The following is a 16,500-nucleotide window of genomic DNA, read 5'->3' as shown; positions in this document are numbered from 1 at the left end:
TCAGGTTCTGTGGGGCACGACTGCAAGACAAAGCACGACACCCCGCCGGCATTTGCAGGCGGGGTGTCGTGACGCAGACCGCTATTATAAAATCCGCGCCAGCCGCGCGCTTGACGAGCACCAAAACCACGCAAATGCCGCGCCCACGTTCACATTCCCGCCTGTCATGTCGATTTCCCTCCCCGGCCGACGCCGTTTTGCGCTGATTCCCTCGGCCGGCACCGGCTCGCGCGCCGGCGGCGATCTGCCTAAGCAATATCAGGTGATCGCCGGGCGGCCGATGCTGTGGCACACGGCGCAGGCGTTCCTGGCCAGCCCCGAAATCGATGCCGTGCTTGTGGTGACGACGCCCGGCGCACAGCCGCTCGTGCAGCGCTTTCCCGACGGCGGTTTCGGCGCGCCCAAGCTGGTCGAAGTCGATTGCGGTGGCGATTCGCGCCACGCATCCGTCGCCCACGGGTTGGCGGCGTTGCGTGGTCTGGGTGCGCACGATGACGATTGGGTGCTCGTGCACGACGCGGCGCGCCCTGGCTTGACGCCCGCCCTGATTGCACGTTTGGTTGCGGCTGTAGAGGCCGAAGGCACGCAAGCTGCGGGGGGCATCCTTGCACTGCCCGTGGCTGACACGCTCAAACGTGCCGATGCAGCCCAGCACATCGGCGCGACCGTGCCGCGCGATGGCTTGTGGCAAGCGCAGACGCCGCAGATGTTTCCGCTTGGCCTGCTGGAGCGCGCCTTGCGGGAAGCGCTGTTGCAGCATCGCATCGTCACCGACGAAGCCAGCGCGATTGAAGCCGCTGGCCATCCGCCGCTGCTTGTTCCTGGTGCGCTGCGCAACTTCAAAGTGACGTATCCCGACGATTTTGCGCTCGCCGAGGCCATCCTCGCGCAGAACGCACAACCCAACGAGGCACCGCAAGCATGAACTGGATGGATATCCGCATTGGCCAGGGCTACGACGTGCACGCGCTGGTGGAGGGCCGCAAGCTGATCTTGGGCGGCGTGGAGATTCCGCACACGCGCGGCCTGCTCGGCCACTCCGATGCTGACGCGCTGCTGCATGCGATTACCGACGCGCTGTTCGGCGCCGCCGGCCTGGGTGACATCGGCCGGCATTTTCCCGACACGGATCCGGCGTTTGCCGGCGCCGACAGCCGTGTGCTGCTGCGCGAAGCTGTGCGCCGCGTGCACAAGGCGGGCTATGCGGTCGGCAATGTCGACGCAACCGTCATTGCGCAGAAGCCGAAACTCGCGCCACACGTGCCCGGCATGGTTGCCAACCTCGCAGAGGACCTGGGCATCGCGCCCGAGCGGTGCAACGTCAAGGCCAAGACCAACGAGAAGCTCGGCTTTGAAGGCAAGGAGGAAGGCATCGTCGCGCAGGCCGTGGTGCTGATCTATCGAGCAGAGGCCGCCGATCAGGACTGACTGAGCTCGCATTGTCATCGCGCCAAGGCAAACGGCAGCACCGGAGCGATCCGGGCTGCCGTTTTCGTTTGCGGAATCGGCGTAGCTATTCGGCCGCGATGACCTGCGCCGCTGCGTTGATCACGGCCGCGATGCGACCAACATCCCGCAACTGCTGCGCGCTCATCCCCTGGTGATTCTTCAGCAATTCGTAATGCGATTTAATGCAGAAATGACACTTCCCGATGATGGAAGCGGCCAGGGCATACATCTCGAACCGGCGCTTGTCGACGCCGCCGTTGTTGGCGTAGGCGTTCATGCGCAATTCCGCCTTCTGCTGCGCAAGGTCGGAGTCGTCGGCCATCTCGACGTACGGATACCAGACGGTGTTCATGCCCATTAGGGCGGCGGCGGTCAGCGCGCCATTCACTTCCTCGGGCGACAGCACCCCGGCATTGCGGATGGCATCGGTCAGCACTTTGCTCTTCGTGGCGAAAGCGGCCGCCAGTGCGACGCCGATCGCATCATTGCCCTCTAGCGACGAGCGCGCGATTGTGCTGTCCAGGTTCAGGCGGATGTCTTTGGCGTAGTCGGGAATCCGGCCCTTGATTGTCTGCGGAAATTCCATCGATTTCTCCTATCAGCGGCAGCGAAAAAATAAAGCCCGCGCAAGGGCGGGCTTCGGCTTCGGAGGGCGTTGCGTGGCCGTTACAGCGTCGCGCCGCCAACCGCGCGGTTACACGGGCACAGCTCGTCCGTCTGCAGACCGTCGAGAATGCGCAGCACTTCGTCAGGATTGCGCCCCACGTTCAGGTTGTTGACCGACACATGCTGGATCACGTTGTCCGGGTCGACGATGAAGGTGGCACGCAACGCAACGCCGGCTTCGTGCTCGCGTACGCCAAGCTGGTCGACCAGCGCGCCGGTCGAATCCGCAAACGACCACTGATTCAGCTTGTTCAAGTCTTTGTGCTCGCGGCGCCATGCAAGCTTGACGAATTCATTGTCGGTCGAACCGCCGAGCACGATGGTGTCTCGATCGGCAAAGTCGTCGTTCAGTTTGGCGAAGGCAACGATTTCGGTGGGGCAGACAAAGGTGAAGTCCTTCGGATAGAAGAAGATGACTTTCCATTTGCCTGGGAACGAGGTCTCGGTGATGTCTTCAAACGCCGACTGGCCGTTCTCCTCGTGATTGTTGAACCCGGGCTTGACGCCGACGACCTTGAACGGTTCGAGCTTGTCACCAATGGTCTTCATGAGCTTCTCCTGGAGTTGTGTGGCAATGGGTACGGAACCCAGACGGGGACTTGCAGACACACGCTCACCGGCCGCCCGGGTCCGACGGGGGAATCGGACGGAGACGAAGAACGCGCAGGCGTGCAGCCTGGCGGCTGGAGTATTGGCGATGAACTCGAAGCCGGCCAATTGATATTCTCAACGCCGGCCATAGTGCCGCCTGCCGCCGCACCTTATCGGCGGCGCATGACAGCGGTGGGAAGCAGGGGATATGCCCGAGGAGATCGAGGCCGTGTGCCGGATCAGACGCGCGCGTAACACGCGCTCACGAGCAGCCCCGTCTCAGGCGGCGTGCGGTTCTCAAGAAGGAGGCGGCCGCCGCTGCGCTGCAAGATGCGATTGACGATCGACATGCCCAACCCGGCGCCCTTGGCTTCGCTGCGTGCCGATTCAAGGCGGTAGAACGGCCGCGTGAGCAACGCAAGCTGATCGGTCGGCACACCCGCACCGCGATCGGCCACGCACAATACAACTTCGTTGCCTTGCAGGAAGGTGCTGACGGTGATCTCCGCGCGGTTCGTGCCCGGGGTCTTACCGTAGCGTCGTGCGTTTTCGATCAGGTTGTCGAGAATGCGCTGCGTTTCCATGCGGTTGCAGCGGGCGATGGCCTCGGGCGCGAGCTTGAGCGTCAGGTCGATATCGTCGTGTGCGGAGTAGACGGGCGCCGTGTCGCGCACGAGTTCGGTCAGGTCCACGTCTTCGAGCATCTCGCCGCTGGGGCGCGCGTAGTCCAGGAACTGGCCGATGATCGCGTCCATCTGTTCGATGTCGGCCACCATCAGTTCGCGCGTTTGCTCGTCGACGGGGCTCATCTCCGTTTCCAGGCGCAGGCGCGTAAGCGGCGTGCGCAGGTCGTGGGAGATGCCGGCCAGCATGACGGCGCGATCGGCCTCAAGCTGTTTGAGGTCGCGCACCATCTGGTTGAAGCTGTGATTCGCCTGCGCCACTTCGGTGCCGCCGCCTTCGGGCAGCGCCTTAGGATCATCTCCCGCACTGATGGCGCGCGCCGTATCGGCCAGGCGCTTGAGCGGCTGATTCACGCGTGACGTAATGAACGCTGCGCCAAGCACCGACAGCACCAGCGCCGCCATCGACCACCACAGCCATTGCAACCCAGGCACGTGCTCAAAACGGTCCGGGCTGATGGCAACCCAGTAGTCGTCGCCCTCGATCTGGAAGCTCACCCACACGCCCGGGATGTCATTGACGGCCGTGGCGATTACCGCGTCGGCGCCGAGCCGGTTGCGGATTTCCTGTTGGACGAGCTGTGTCAGATACGGGTTGGTGTGCGGCTCGCGGTATTCGTCTTCCTTCTCGCGCGGGTAGACCTTGATACCCTCGTTCTGCACGAGATCGAGCAGCAGGAAGCGGCGTCGCGACGGATCGGAATACAGCAGCGCGGCCCGCGTGAGCTTGACCACGCTGACCACCTGCATGGCGATCTGCTGCGCGCGCGGTTCGCGCTCGAAAATACGGAAGCTCTGGAACCACACGCCCAGAGAGATCGCGATGAGCAATGCGATCAGCATGAAGGTTCGCCAGAACAGCGAACCAAACACACTGATCAGCAGACGCCGCAACGCGGCCGGACGCGGAATGCGCAAGTCGGATGCGGAAAAGAAGGGTTGCTCGGATGCTTACTTGGCGCCGTCGGGAATGAACACGTAGCCCAGGCCCCACACGGTTTGGATGAAGCGGGGGTTGCTGGCGTCCGGTTCGATCAGCTTGCGCAGGCGCGAAATCTGCACGTCCAGGCTGCGGTCGAACACTTCGTATTCACGGCCGCGCGCCATTTCCATCAGCTTTTCGCGCGATAGGGGTTGGCGCGGATGGCGTGCAAACACCTTCAGCACGGAGAATTCACCCGTTGTGAGGGTGATCTCTTCGTCGTTTTTCTTGAGCGTGCGCGTGGCCAGATTGAGCACGAAATCGCCAAACGCGAAGGTTTCCGGGGTCTCAGACGGCGCACCGGGAATTTCGGCCGGCCCGCGGCGGCGCAACACGGCGTGGATGCGCGCGATCAGCTCACGGGGGTTGAATGGCTTGGGCAGGTAATCGTCCGCGCCCATTTCGAGGCCGACAATGCGGTCTACGTCTTCGCCCTTGGCGGTGAGCATGATGATCGGCGTCTGATCGTTTGCGCCGCGCAGGCGACGGCAGATCGACAGGCCGTCTTCACCAGGCATCATCAGGTCGAGCACGAGCAGATCGAAGCGCTCGCGCAGCCAGAGTTTGTTCATGGCCGTGGCGTTTTCTGCCACCAGCACGGTGAAGCCCTGTTCCCCGAGGTAACGGCGCAGCAGATCGCGCAGGCGGGGGTCGTCGTCGACGACGAGAATCTTTTGACCGGAATTTTCCATGGCGCTAATGGTAACGACAAAAACATGGGCCCAATGGACAACAGAAGGCAAGAAAAGCCCAATTGAAACAGACGGTTACATTATTTACCGAGTCACGCGAACAGTCTGTAGGACGCGCAGCTACACTGCTCAGGCAGTTCCTCGCAACGGTCTGGGGTCTGTCGACCCCCGCGGAGGGGACTGGCGTGCAATGCGGTTGCCTGTTATCGATTGTCGCGCAATGATGCATGGCGCATCGGTTTCCAGCAACAAAGACGTGGCTTCTCAACTTCCTTTTTCGAAACGCTCGGTGATGTCTCGGCGGCGCGCGGCGCTGTTGACCTGTGTTCTTGCCCTCTGTGCGGCCGGATCGCAGGCGCACGCGCGTGGTGAACGCGGTGGCTTTGGCGGATTCGGCGGCTTCTTCGGCGGCGGGCATGCGATGCACGCCGGCGCGCCTGATAAGAAGGGTGGACAGGGTCCGGCGCGCGGCCGCGGGGGCGAGGAACGTAGCCGCCGCGCCGCTGCGATGGAAAACCGCCGTGGAGAGAATGCCGATCGTGGGGCTCCGCAACGCAAGCTGTCTCCCGAGGAACGCAAGCAATTGCGTCAGAACATCTATGACGTCACGCGGGATATCTACCACCGTGGCGGCTAGGTAAGGGCCGAGGAAAAGCGCGCGAGTCGCTGTCCCGGCGAGGCAGTAGGGTCGTTTCGGGGGACCGACATGCGAATCCGTAGCACCACGATCTTCTTGGCGCTGGCAACCGCCGGCGCGCTTTCACTGCAGACTGCGCATGCGGCAACGCAGGACAAGCCGCATCGCCATACCACGCAAGCCAAGGCGTCCGCCGCCGATGAGCAGCGCCTGGACCGCGACGATGCGCGCTATTTCCTCACCCGCATCGGCTTTGCGCCTTCCGAGAGTGAACTCGATGCCTACGCTGGGCTCACGCACCGCGAAGCTGTCGACCGCGTTCTTGCTCAAACGGGCACCGTTGCCACACAGACGCCGCCAGCTTGGGTGAACGATCCGATCATCCCGTACAACAAGCTGCCGGACGAAGACGCCCGCAAGGCGGCACGCCAGAAGAACGCCGCGCACGAGCTGGAACTGCGCGCGTGGTGGATGGGCGAGATGATCAAGACGCCGTCACCGCTGACCGAGCGCATGACGCTGTTCTGGCACAACCACTTCGTTTCCAGTTCGCAGAAGGTGCCGTTCGCGCAGTTGATGTATCGGCAAAACGTGCTGCTGCGCCAGAACGCCGTGGGCAACTTCGGCACGATGCTGCACGCCATCGGCAAAGACCCGGCGATGTTGATTTACCTGGACGGGGCCGAAAGCCGCAAGGGCAAGCCGAACGAGAACTTCGCGCGTGAGGTGATGGAGCTGTTCACGTTGGGCGAGGGCCATTACACCGAGCAGGACATCAAGGAAGCCGCGCGCACCTATACGGGCTGGAGCATCGACCGCGAGCACGATTTCGCCTACGTCTGGCGGCCGCAGATTCACGACACGGGCGTGAAGACGGTGTTTGGCCAGAGCGGCGATTACGACGGCGACCAGATGCTCGACATCCTGCTGTCTCGCCCCGAGACGGCCAACTTCATCGTCACCAAACTGTGGCATGAGTTCGTTTCGCCGGACGTGGATGCGGCACAGGCGCAGCGCGTGGCCGATGCGTTCCGGGCAAGCGGCTACGACATCAAGGTGGCGTTGCGGGAACTGTTCTTGACGCCGGCGTTTTGGGCGCCGCAATCGCACGCGACGCTGGTGAAGTCTCCGGTGGAGATGATCGTCGGCACGCTCAAGCAGTTCAACGTGCAGTACACCGACCCGACGCCGTTCGCGATCAAGTCCGCGCAGCTCGGGCAGAACCTGCTGGCACCGCCCAACGTGAAGGGCTGGCCCGGCGGCGATGCTTGGATCAACTCGACCACGCTGTTGGGGCGCAAGCAGTTTCTTGATCAACTGTTCCGCTCGACGGAGATGAAGGCGCCCCCGGCCAAGCAACAGGCGCAACAGCAGAAGCCCGGCCTGATGGTGGCGGCCATGCGCGAAGACCTGAAGCAGGGCGGCACCGTGCAGGGCCTGGGCCAGGCGCTCAAGGGCATGGGGCAGGAAGGCCGCTTCAAGCTGGCGCAGTCGCAGACGATGGTGTCGTTCAACTCGGCCAAGTGGCTCGCGCAGTTCGGTGCGGACGGAGATGAGCCGCCGCAACTTGCACCGCGCATCTCAATCCAGCGCGCGGTGTTGCCGATCGAGCCGACCGCGCCCATTCCCGTCAAGCTGGCCGGTACGGCATACCTGCGCACGCTGATGATGGACCCGGCTTACCAGTTGAAATAACGCCATCGCTGCAGGAGCACACATCATGGAACGTCGCGATTTTCTGAAGGCGGGCGCCATGCTCGGCATGGGTGGCGCAGTCCCGGGGATTGTCTTTGCGCAAGGGCAGGACAAGCGCAAGGGCTACGGCAACCTGCTCATCCTCATTGAACTCAAGGGAGGCAACGACGGGCTGAACACCGTGGTGCCGTACACGAGCGCGCAGTACTACGCGCTACGCCCGCGTATCGCCATCAAGCGGGAGCAGGTGCTGCAGCTGGACGACCGCTACGGCCTGCATCCGTCTTTGCAGGCGATGATGCCGCTGTGGCAGGCGGGTGAATTGTCGGTGGTGCAGGGGCTGTCGTATCCGCAGCCGAATCTCTCGCATTTCCGCTCGATCGAGATCTGGGACACCGCCTCGCGCTCCGATCAATACCTGCGCGAAGGCTGGTTGACGCGTGCGTTTGCCGCGCGGCCCGTGCCGTCATCGTTTGGCGCCGATGGCGTGATCATCGGCAGCGCGGATCTTGGCCCCCTCGACGGCGGCGCACGTGCCGTCGCGCTGGCCAATCCCGATGCGTTCCTCAACGAAGCCAAGCTCGCGATGCCTTCCCACGCGATGGGCAACGCCACGCTCGCGCACGTGCTCAAGGTCGAGGCGGACATTGTCAAAGCCGCCGACGGGCTACGTCCAAAGTCCGGCAAGTTTGTGTTCCAGACGCACTTTCCCGACGGCGGGTTCGGCAACTCGATCAAGGCGGCGATGCAGGTGGTGGCGGCGCCAGGCCATGGCGGTGCGGATGTTGCCGTGGTGTGCCTGTCGCTCGGCAGCTTCGATACGCATACCAATCAGCAGGGCACGCAGGCGAACTTGCTGCGCCAGTTGGGTGAGGGCATGGCTTCGCTCAAGAACGCGTTGACGGAGCTGGGCCGCTGGAACGACACGCTGATCGTCACGTATTCCGAGTTCGGCCGCCGCCCGCGTGAGAACCTGAACAACGGTACGGATCACGGCACGGCTGCTGCGCATTTCGTGGCCGGTGGCCGCGTAAAGGGCGGGCTGGCCGGGCAGGGGCCGGTGCTGGAACGCCTGGACGGCGGCGGCGATCTCGACCCGTCGGTCGATTTCCGCTCGCTTTACGCCACGGTGCTGGAGCGCTGGTGGGGGATGGATTCCCAATCGGTGCTGGCGGGCCGGTTTGCGCCGCTGGATCTCATCAAAGCCTGAGCTACGCCTTTCGGGCGGGCAGATTGCCTCTCTGCAGGCGTTAAGCCCGCCCAACTCCAACGATCTTCTCTAAGGGGTTTCGCACTTGCCACGGCAACGCGCGGGAAAACCCTGCCTTGACCATTGATATATCAATAAATAGATTCTGATATATCAAAAAGGCGTGTGTCGACCAGATTGGCGGCCACAAAAACAATGAGGAGATCTTCGTGAGTGCATTGCAGACAATGAAAAAGCGGCGCCGACAATCGGCTGGCTTGATAGCGATGCTGGTTGCAACGGCAATCGGGCTGGCGGCATGCGGCGGCGGCGATGCGACATCGTCGAACACATCGGGCGCCGGCACCGGCAGCCCCGCAGCCGCCGTCTTCCAGGTCGGCACGGCAACCACCGATGCGAACCTGCCGCCCGAGCCAACGCTGCCGACCGATGCGCAGGTCTGCGCGACGCTGCAGGCGAGCAATTCACTCGTGAGCCGGCCGGACGGTGCGCTGCCGCCGGAGGCTGATCCCTCGACAGTTGGCGTGGGTGTTGCAGTGACGACGGCGAAGGCGAACCCAGACCAGGCACGCATCCAGGCCGCGCTCGATGCGTGCGGTGCGTCGGTCGACGCGGAAGTCGGTGCAACCATCGCCGCGGCGGATGCGACTGCCACGGCTGCACAGACGGCGGCTGCAGTTCCCAACGTCAACATCGCCGGTGCGACTGGCGAAGAGCTTGCGAAATCGCAGTACCGCGCGTCCAAGTTTGCCGTGCGTCTTGTTGTGAACCCGAGCGGTCCGGGCAACGCGTTCATCAGCGGCCCGCTGACATTGCCCTCGGGGGTGACGTTGTGGATCGACAAGGGCGTCACGCTGTATGCGTCGCGCGACGTCATGGCGTATTCGCCCAACGCGGCAGGGCCGTACTGCGGCAACACGGCCGTCAGCGCGACAAAGGCTGGGAGCTCCAGCAACTGCACGGCGCTGATCACCGGCACGAATATCGTGAACGCCGCCGTTGTTGGCGATGGGCGGATCGATGGCCGAGGCTACGCAGAAATCGTCACGTCGAATGCCAAGTACCCGCTGATGAAGGTCGACCTGACCTGCTCGAACACGTATGCCGCGTATAAGACCGGCACCGTAGCGGCTGACGGTACGCCTTGCGACAACGGCGGCACGCTGGTCGATTCGAAATCGCCGGCGCGCAACATGACGTGGTGGGATCTGGCCTATCTCGGCAACATGGTCGACAACGGCACGACGGGCGTCGGATCGCAGTCGAACTTCCGCCTGATGGTCTTCAACTATGCGAAGAACCTCACGCTGTATCGCGTCACGCTGAGCAACAGCCCGAACTTTCACGTCGTTCCCAGCGGCGTCGATGGCCTCACTGTCTGGGGTGTGAAGGTGCAGACGCCCAACCTTGCCGCGTTTGCGAATCCGGCCGGCAACGGCAACCCGCTGTACACCGGTGCGACGTTCACGCGCGACAACGTGAAGAACACGGACGCGTTTGATCCGGGTTCGGCCTCGAAGGCGATCTCGGGCAAGTTGTCGACCGGCAGCACGACAACATCAGCCGGGCCCATCTCGTTTGATGGCTACCTGAAGAACTTCGTGTTTGCCTACAACTACGTCAGCACCGGTGACGACGACATCGCGCTCAAGGGAAGCGCCAACCCGTCGCCGGCCGGCTCGGGCCTGTTCGGCGTGGATGGCAACCGTGGTGTGCGATCAGACCGCAAATACGGCATCGTGATCGCGCACAACCATATCTACTGGGGCCACGGCATCTCGATCGGCAGCGAAACGAATGCCGGCGTGACGAACGTGCAGGTCTACGACAACGCGTTCTGGAATTCGGAAGAGGGCCTGCGCATCAAATCGGACTACGCGCGCGGCGGCGAAGTCAGCAACATCCAATACGCCAACATCTGCATTCGAGATGCGACGAACGCGCTGCTGTTCACGCCGTACTACAGCACGAAGGCCGTGCCGTCGGGCGGGCCGCTGTATCCGAATTTCCACGATATTTCGCTGAACAACGTGGTCATTCAGGGCAGCGCGGGGGTGAAGTTGCAGGGCTTTGAAGCGAACACCGGTGGATATGGCGAGCCGGCATTCCCGCTCGGGATGTCGCTGACCAACGTGATTGCCGATACGCCAGCCAGCATTGCGGTGACGTCGTCGGACGCCAACCTGACGCTCAGCAACACGAACCTGCCGCTGTTCCCATCGACGGCAAATCGCGTGGCATTGACGGGCAGCCCAACGCAGTCGATCGATCCGAGCCAGTACCTTGATTGCTCGAAGGCGTACGTGGACTTTCCGGGGATCGATCAGTCGAGCATTTTTGGCACGACCTGGGCTTCGCAATAAGGCGCGTCAGGCGCGGATCTGCGTCTTCCAGGCCAGCCACAGCTTGCGCAGCGGCGTCAGGTCCGTCCGCTGCGTGAGCACCTGGAAGCCGTCGGCTTCCACCTCGTCGAGCAGGCGCATAGCCAGCACGCCGCGAATCAGCGCTGAACGCTGGGCGCGGCGATCTTCTGCCGGCAGCGCGGCCAGTGCTTCCTTGTACATTGCGCGGGCACGCTCGGCCTGAAACGCCATCAGCGGCTTGAAGCCTTCCGCATACCGGCGGTTGAACAGATCGGCGGCCGGTACGTTGAAGCGCTGCAGTTCGTCCACGGGGATGTAGACGCGGTTGTGGCGTACGTCTTCGCCCAGGTTCCGGACGAAATGGACGAGCTGCTCGGCCAGCGCCATCAGCCGCGCGAATTCAAGCGTGCGCGCATGCGTTTGTCCAGCAATGCGAGCCGTCAGCCGACCTGCCACGCCAGCCACTTGATCGCCGTGGCGGCGCAGGTTGGGCCAATCCAGATAGCGGTTTTGCATGGCATCGGCCTCGACGCCGGCCAGTAATTCACCCAGATGCACGGCGCCGATATCGTAGCGGGCTAGATGCGGCTGCAATGCCTTGGCCGCAGGGTGCTCAGGGCGGCCGTCAAACAGCCGCGCCAGTTCTTGCCGCCACCACTGCAGCTTCGATTGCACGACCGCCGGATCGCTTGCATCGCGCACGGCGTCTTCCAGCTCACGGCGCACGGCTTCCAGGGCGATGGTCGCGCGGCGGCGTTCGGGGGCCAGAAACAATACGCTGTAGTACACGTCGCTGCCGGGCGGGGCCGCTTTGTCGGCGCAGTAATCGTCGGGGGTCACGGAAAGGGCCGTCGTGGTGAGGTTTGAAGCAGGGCGGCCATTCTACAGCGCGTTGCAGTGCAGCATGCCGTAAAGCCTTGCGCACACCCTCGCCACGAAAAGTCAATCAGACGCGGCCGTGTCGTTGACCCTGCGCATTGCCGTGGGTATATTACTGACCGGTCAGTTATTTACTGAGAGCGTGTCATGCCAGCGTTGCGTTTGCCGTACCCGCATTCCGACTCCACCGGTTTCTCCGACACGCGGTCTCGGCCGCGCAGGCGTTCATTGCCGATGACGACATCGGCCGCCTTGTTGATCGGCGTGGCGCTGCTGGCCGGATGCAGCAAGGAGGCCCCCAAGGCGCCCGAAGTGCGCCCCGTGCGCACCATGACCGTCACCAGCGAGCAGGGCGCCGGCACGGCCGAGTTCTCAGGCGACGTACGCCCACGCATTGAATCGCGCCTGGGCTTCCGCGTGCCGGGCAAAATCATCGTCCGTCTGGTGGACGTGGGCGCCACCGTCAAGAAAGGCCAGGTGCTCGCGCGGTTGGACCCGACCGATCTGGCCCTCGCCCAGCAATCGTCCCAGGCGCAGTTGTCCGCCGCCAAGACTGACCGCGATCTGGCTGCGGCGGATCTCAAGCGCTATTCCGAGCTGTTCGCCAAGGGCTTCATCAGTGCTGCCGAACAGCAACGCCATCAAGCCAACTATGACGCCGCACAAGCCCGCTACGAGCAAGCCGGGGCCGGCTATCGCAACCAGGTGAATCAAGCCGGATATGCCACGCTTGAAGCCGACGCCGATGGCGTGGTGACGGGCGTCGACGCCGAAGTCGGGCAGGTGGTGTCCGCCGGCCAGCCGGTCGTGCGCGTGGCGCAGACGGCCGAGAAGGAAGTCGTGGTTGGCATCCCTGAGGATCAGGTCGATACGCTGCGCAAATCGCCCGAGGTGAGCGTCAAGTTGTGGGCCGATCAGTCGCGCAGCATCCCGGCCAAGGTTCGCGAGATTGCTCCGTCGGCCGACCCGCTCACGCGCACGTATACCGTGAAGATTTCGGTACCGAATCCGCCGCCGGAACTGAGGCTCGGCATGACGGCAGTGGCCACGTTTGTGCGGCCCGGCGGTGGCGCAGACAGCGGCGGCATGGGTGTGCGCGTGCCGATCAGCGCGCTGCTGCAGGATCAAGGCAAGAACGTGGTGTGGCTGTACGACGCCGCATCGCAAACGGTAAAGCCCGTGCCGGTGACGGTGGGCGCGCCGCGCGACAACGTGCTGCTGGTGACAAGCGGGCTTCAGCCCGGCCAGACCATCGTGACCGCTGGCGTGCACCTGCTCAAGGCCGGCCAGAAGGTGATGCCGATGGCGCCGGCCGATCAGCCGTCGGCGCAGTCCGCCATCACGCCGCGCCGGTAAGCCGCATCCGGCTTCCGCCCCAACACGCCAACCTTCGTGCGTATGGAACACTCCCGTTTCAACCTGTCACGCTGGGCGCTTGAACATCAACCGCTCACGCGCTTCTTGCTGGTGGCGCTGTTGCTCGGCGGCATCTTTGCGTATTCCAAGCTGGGGCAGGATGAAGATCCGCCCTTCACCTTCCGCGCGATGGTCGTGCAGGCCTTCTGGCCCGGCGCCACGGCCGAGCAGATGTCGCGCCAGGTGACCGACAAGATCGAGAAGGCGCTGCAGGAAGTGCCGTACGCCTGGAAGATCCGCAGCTACTCCAAGCCCGGAGAAACGCTCGTAACCTTCCAGCTGGCTGACACGTCGCCCGCCAAGGAAACGCAGCAGCTCTGGTACACCGTGCGCAAGAAGGTGGGCGATATTGCGCCCACGTTGCCGCAGGGTGTGCGCGGGCCGTATTTCAACGATGATTTCGGCGACGTGTATGGCTCGATCTATGCGCTGTCCGCCGATGGTTTTACGTACCGGCAGTTGAACGACTATGCCGACGCGATCCGCCAGCAACTGCTGCGCGTGCCCAACGTCGCCAAGGTCGAATTGCTGGGCGACCAGGACGAAAAGATCTACATCGAGTTCCAGCAGGCCAAGCTGGCGCAGATGGGGATGGACATCAACAGCATCGCCACGCAGATCAGCCAGCAGAACAATATCGGCCCCAGCGGCGTGCTGGTCACGCCCACCGACAACGTGCAGATTCGCCTCTCAGGCCAGTTCTCGGATATCCGCGATCTGGAGAACCTGACGCTGCGCGGCCCCGGCGGCACGACAAACATCCGTCTGGGCGACATCGCTACGGTCAAGCACGGTTACGTGGACCCGCCGCACGCCAAGATGCGCTTCAACGGCAAGGAGGTGATCGGCCTGGGCATCTCGATGACCAAGGGCGGCGACATCATCCAGCTCGGCAAGGACTTGCGCGCGACGGTCGACAAGATCCGCGCGAAGCTGCCCGTGGGCGTTGAGATGGAGCAGGTGCAGAACCAGCCGAAATCGGTGCAGAGCTCCGTGGGCGAATTCGTGCATGTGCTGATCGAGGCCGTGGTGATCGTGCTGGGCGTGAGTTTCCTCTCGCTGGGTCTGCACACCAAGCCCAAGCTGCGCATTGACGTGTGGCCGGGCTTGGTGGTGGGCCTGACGATCCCGCTGGTGTTGGCGGTGACGTTCCTGTTCATGAATATCTTCGACATCGGGCTGCACAAGATTTCATTAGGCGCGCTGATCATCGCGCTGGGCCTACTGGTGGACGACGCGATCATTGCGGTCGAAATGATGGTGCGCAAGCTGGAAGAGGGCTTTTCCAAGATGGAGGCGGCCACCTTCGCGTACACCTCGACCGCCATGCCGATGCTGACCGGCACGCTCATCACCGCCACGGGTTTCCTGCCGGTGGGGCTCGCCCGCTCGACGGTGGGCGAATACACGTTCGGCATCTTTGCCGTGACGGCATTGGCGCTGGTGCTGTCGTGGTTTGCGGCGGTGGTGTTTGTGCCGTATCTCGGCTTCCTGCTGCTACGGACCAAATCGCATGTGGAAGGCGGTGGCCATCACGAGCTGTTCGACACGCCGTTCTACAACCGCTTCCGCGGCTGGGTGAACTGGTGCGTGGAGCACCGCAAGACGGTGATCGTCGTCACGCTGGTGGCGTTTGGGCTGGGCGTGTTCGGCTTCAAGTATGTCGAGAAGCAGTTCTTTCCCGATTCCAGTCGCCCCGAGCTGATGGTGGAACTGTGGTTGCCGGAAGGCTCCAGCTTCAACCAGACCGAAACCGAAGCCAAACGCTTTGAGGCGCTGATGCGCAAGGAGCAGAACGTCGATAGCGTGACGCTGTTCATCGGCTCCGGTGCGCCGCGCTTCTATTTGCCGCTGGACCAGATTCTTCCGCAGACCAACGTGGCGCAAGCCATCGTGATGCCTACTTCGCTGGAGGCGCGTGAGGGTGTGCGGCAACACGTCATCGGATTGCTGAAGTCGCAATTCCCGCATCTGCGTGGCCGCGTGAAGCTGCTGCCGAACGGGCCACCGGTGCCGTATCCGGTGCAGTTCCGCGTGATGGGCCCTGACATTGGCGGCGTGCGCAAGATTGCCGATCAGGTCAAGGCCATCATGAGCGCCAACCCGAACACGGTCGGCGTGAACGACAACTGGAACGAGAACGTCAAGGTGCTGCGCCTGGACATCGACCAGGACAAGGCGCGCGCGCTCGGCGTGTCGACCGGTTCCATCTCGCAGGTCACGCAGACGGTGATGTCTGGCGCGCCCATCGCCCAATACCGCGACGGGGATAAGCTGCTCGACATCGTGATGCGTCCGCAGGAGGACGAGCGCAATACGCTCGACGCCCTGCAGCGTGTGCAAGTCCTGACCAGCAGTGGCCGTACGGTGCCCCTGACGCAAGTGGCGCGAGTTGGCTTTGCGTGGGAACCCGGCGTGATCTGGCGCGAGAACCGCGACTACGGCATCACTGTGCAGTCCGACGTGGTGGACGGTGTGCAGGGCCCGACCGTGACGGCGCAGATCAACCCGCTGCTCGACAAGATTCGCGCTGACTTGCCGCCGGACTATCAGATCAAGATTGCTGGCGCGGAAGAGGAGAGTGCCAACGCGGGTGCGTCCATCGCTGCGCAGATGCCGCTGTGCATCTTCATCATCTTCACGCTGCTGATGCTGCAGCTGCACAGCTTCTCGCGCTCGGTGATGGTGTTCCTGACCGGTCCGCTGGGGTTGATTGGTGCGGCAGCCACGTTGCTGCTGCTGAGGGCGCCGATGGGCTTTGTCGCGCAGCTCGGCATTACCGCGTTGATGGGGATGATCATCCGTAACTCGGTCATTCTGGTGGACCAGATCGAGCAGGACGTGGCGGCCGGTGTCCCAACGTGGAATGCCATTGTCGAGGCGGCAGTGCGACGCTTCCGTCCGATCATCCTGACCGCGGCGGCGGCGGTGCTGGCAATGATTCCGCTGTCGCGCAGCGTGTTCTGGGGCCCGATGGCGGCCGCCATCATGGGCGGGCTGATCATCGCCACGGTGTTGACGCTGCTGTTCCTGCCGGCACTCTATGCGGCGTGGTTCCGCGTCAAGCGGCCCGAGGCGGAGGCGGCTGCGCCGGCAGCCTGACGTTTGCGTTCTTGGAGCAGGTGCCAGGGAGGGGACTCGAGCCCCTCCACCAAGCCACGCAGCGCGGGGGATGGAAACCCCCGAGCGACTGCGATATAATCGCGGGCTTCCTTTCCGGCGCTCCTGCTCAGGGGC

Annotated in this window: 13 protein-coding genes; 8 read left to right on the top strand and 5 right to left on the bottom strand. The window is 63.5% G+C overall.

Annotation, left to right across the window (positions count from 1 at the left end; all coding sequences use genetic code 11):
• Nucleotides 1-166 precede the first annotated feature (166 nt).
• Nucleotides 167-925, top strand: coding sequence for a 2-C-methyl-D-erythritol 4-phosphate cytidylyltransferase (gene ispD / locus NKG59_RS18005; RefSeq protein WP_253539614.1), 759 nt, complete (start codon nucleotides 167-169; stop codon nucleotides 923-925).
• On the top strand, nucleotides 922-1,428 hold the full coding sequence (ispF, locus tag NKG59_RS18000) for a 2-C-methyl-D-erythritol 2,4-cyclodiphosphate synthase (protein ID WP_045202941.1): 507 nt from the start codon (nucleotides 922-924) through the stop codon (nucleotides 1,426-1,428). The genes ispD and ispF overlap by 4 nt, the downstream gene beginning before the upstream one ends.
• 85 nt (nucleotides 1,429-1,513) lie before the next feature.
• Here the strand turns inward: ispF and NKG59_RS17995 are convergent, their stop codons facing one another.
• The 4 genes from NKG59_RS17995 to ompR all read right to left on the bottom strand — a co-directional run bounded on the left by NKG59_RS17995 (nucleotide 1,514) and on the right by ompR (nucleotide 5,063).
• Nucleotides 1,514-2,035, bottom strand: a complete 522-nt coding sequence (locus NKG59_RS17995; protein WP_253539612.1) for a carboxymuconolactone decarboxylase family protein — start codon at nucleotides 2,033-2,035, stop codon at nucleotides 1,514-1,516.
• An 80-nt stretch (nucleotides 2,036-2,115) separates the two neighbouring features.
• Entirely contained in the window at nucleotides 2,116-2,664 is a 549-nt protein-coding gene (locus NKG59_RS17990; RefSeq protein WP_253539610.1) for a peroxiredoxin, read from the bottom strand.
• A 281-nt stretch (nucleotides 2,665-2,945) separates the two neighbouring features.
• Nucleotides 2,946-4,307, bottom strand: a complete 1,362-nt coding sequence (locus tag NKG59_RS17985) for an ATP-binding protein (protein ID WP_253539608.1) — start codon at nucleotides 4,305-4,307, stop codon at nucleotides 2,946-2,948.
• 33 nt (nucleotides 4,308-4,340) lie between these two features.
• The gene (gene ompR, locus NKG59_RS17980; RefSeq protein WP_004627064.1) at nucleotides 4,341-5,063 is read right to left on the bottom strand and encodes an osmolarity response regulator transcription factor OmpR; all 723 of its coding nucleotides are present in this window, start codon (nucleotides 5,061-5,063) and stop codon (nucleotides 4,341-4,343) included.
• 190 nt (nucleotides 5,064-5,253) lie between these two features.
• Here ompR and NKG59_RS17975 point away from each other — a divergent pair, with 190 nt between their 5' ends.
• The 4 genes from NKG59_RS17975 to NKG59_RS17960 all read left to right on the top strand — a co-directional run bounded on the left by NKG59_RS17975 (nucleotide 5,254) and on the right by NKG59_RS17960 (nucleotide 10,968).
• A complete protein-coding gene (locus tag NKG59_RS17975) occupies nucleotides 5,254-5,700 on the top strand; it encodes a hypothetical protein (RefSeq protein WP_253539606.1) in 447 nt (148 codons plus the stop codon).
• Nucleotides 5,701-5,769: 69 nt separating this feature from the next.
• Complete coding sequence (locus NKG59_RS17970; protein WP_253539604.1) at nucleotides 5,770-7,395, top strand: DUF1800 domain-containing protein; 1,626 nt, start codon at nucleotides 5,770-5,772, stop codon at nucleotides 7,393-7,395.
• 25 nt (nucleotides 7,396-7,420) lie between these two features.
• Nucleotides 7,421-8,605 carry a DUF1501 domain-containing protein gene (locus NKG59_RS17965; protein ID WP_253539602.1) on the top strand — a complete coding sequence of 395 codons (1,185 nt, stop codon included), beginning with the start codon at nucleotides 7,421-7,423 and terminating at the stop codon, nucleotides 8,603-8,605.
• A 227-nt stretch (nucleotides 8,606-8,832) separates the two neighbouring features.
• A complete protein-coding gene (locus NKG59_RS17960; RefSeq protein WP_253540101.1) occupies nucleotides 8,833-10,968 on the top strand; it encodes a glycoside hydrolase family 28 protein in 2,136 nt (711 codons plus the stop codon).
• Between the two features lie 6 nt (nucleotides 10,969-10,974).
• On the opposite strand, the gene hpnD is transcribed toward NKG59_RS17960, so the two are convergent.
• A complete protein-coding gene (hpnD, locus tag NKG59_RS17955) occupies nucleotides 10,975-11,808 on the bottom strand; it encodes a presqualene diphosphate synthase HpnD (RefSeq protein WP_253539600.1) in 834 nt (277 codons plus the stop codon).
• A 186-nt stretch (nucleotides 11,809-11,994) separates the two neighbouring features.
• On the opposite strand from hpnD, the gene NKG59_RS17950 reads away from it, so the two are divergent.
• Together NKG59_RS17950 and NKG59_RS17945 are read left to right on the top strand one after the other, a co-directional pair.
• A complete protein-coding gene (locus tag NKG59_RS17950; RefSeq protein WP_253539598.1) occupies nucleotides 11,995-13,203 on the top strand; it encodes an efflux RND transporter periplasmic adaptor subunit in 1,209 nt (402 codons plus the stop codon).
• A gap of 42 nt (nucleotides 13,204-13,245) precedes the next feature.
• On the top strand, nucleotides 13,246-16,365 hold the full coding sequence (locus tag NKG59_RS17945) for an efflux RND transporter permease subunit (RefSeq protein ID WP_253539597.1): 3,120 nt from the start codon (nucleotides 13,246-13,248) through the stop codon (nucleotides 16,363-16,365).
• The last annotated feature ends 135 nt before the right edge of the window (nucleotides 16,366-16,500 follow it).

It is taken from the genome of Ralstonia chuxiongensis, assembly GCF_024158925.1.
GTDB lineage: Bacteria > Pseudomonadota > Gammaproteobacteria > Burkholderiales > Burkholderiaceae > Ralstonia > Ralstonia chuxiongensis.
Note: the sequence above shows the minus strand (reverse complement) of the source record. Positions and strands in the feature narration are given on the sequence as shown.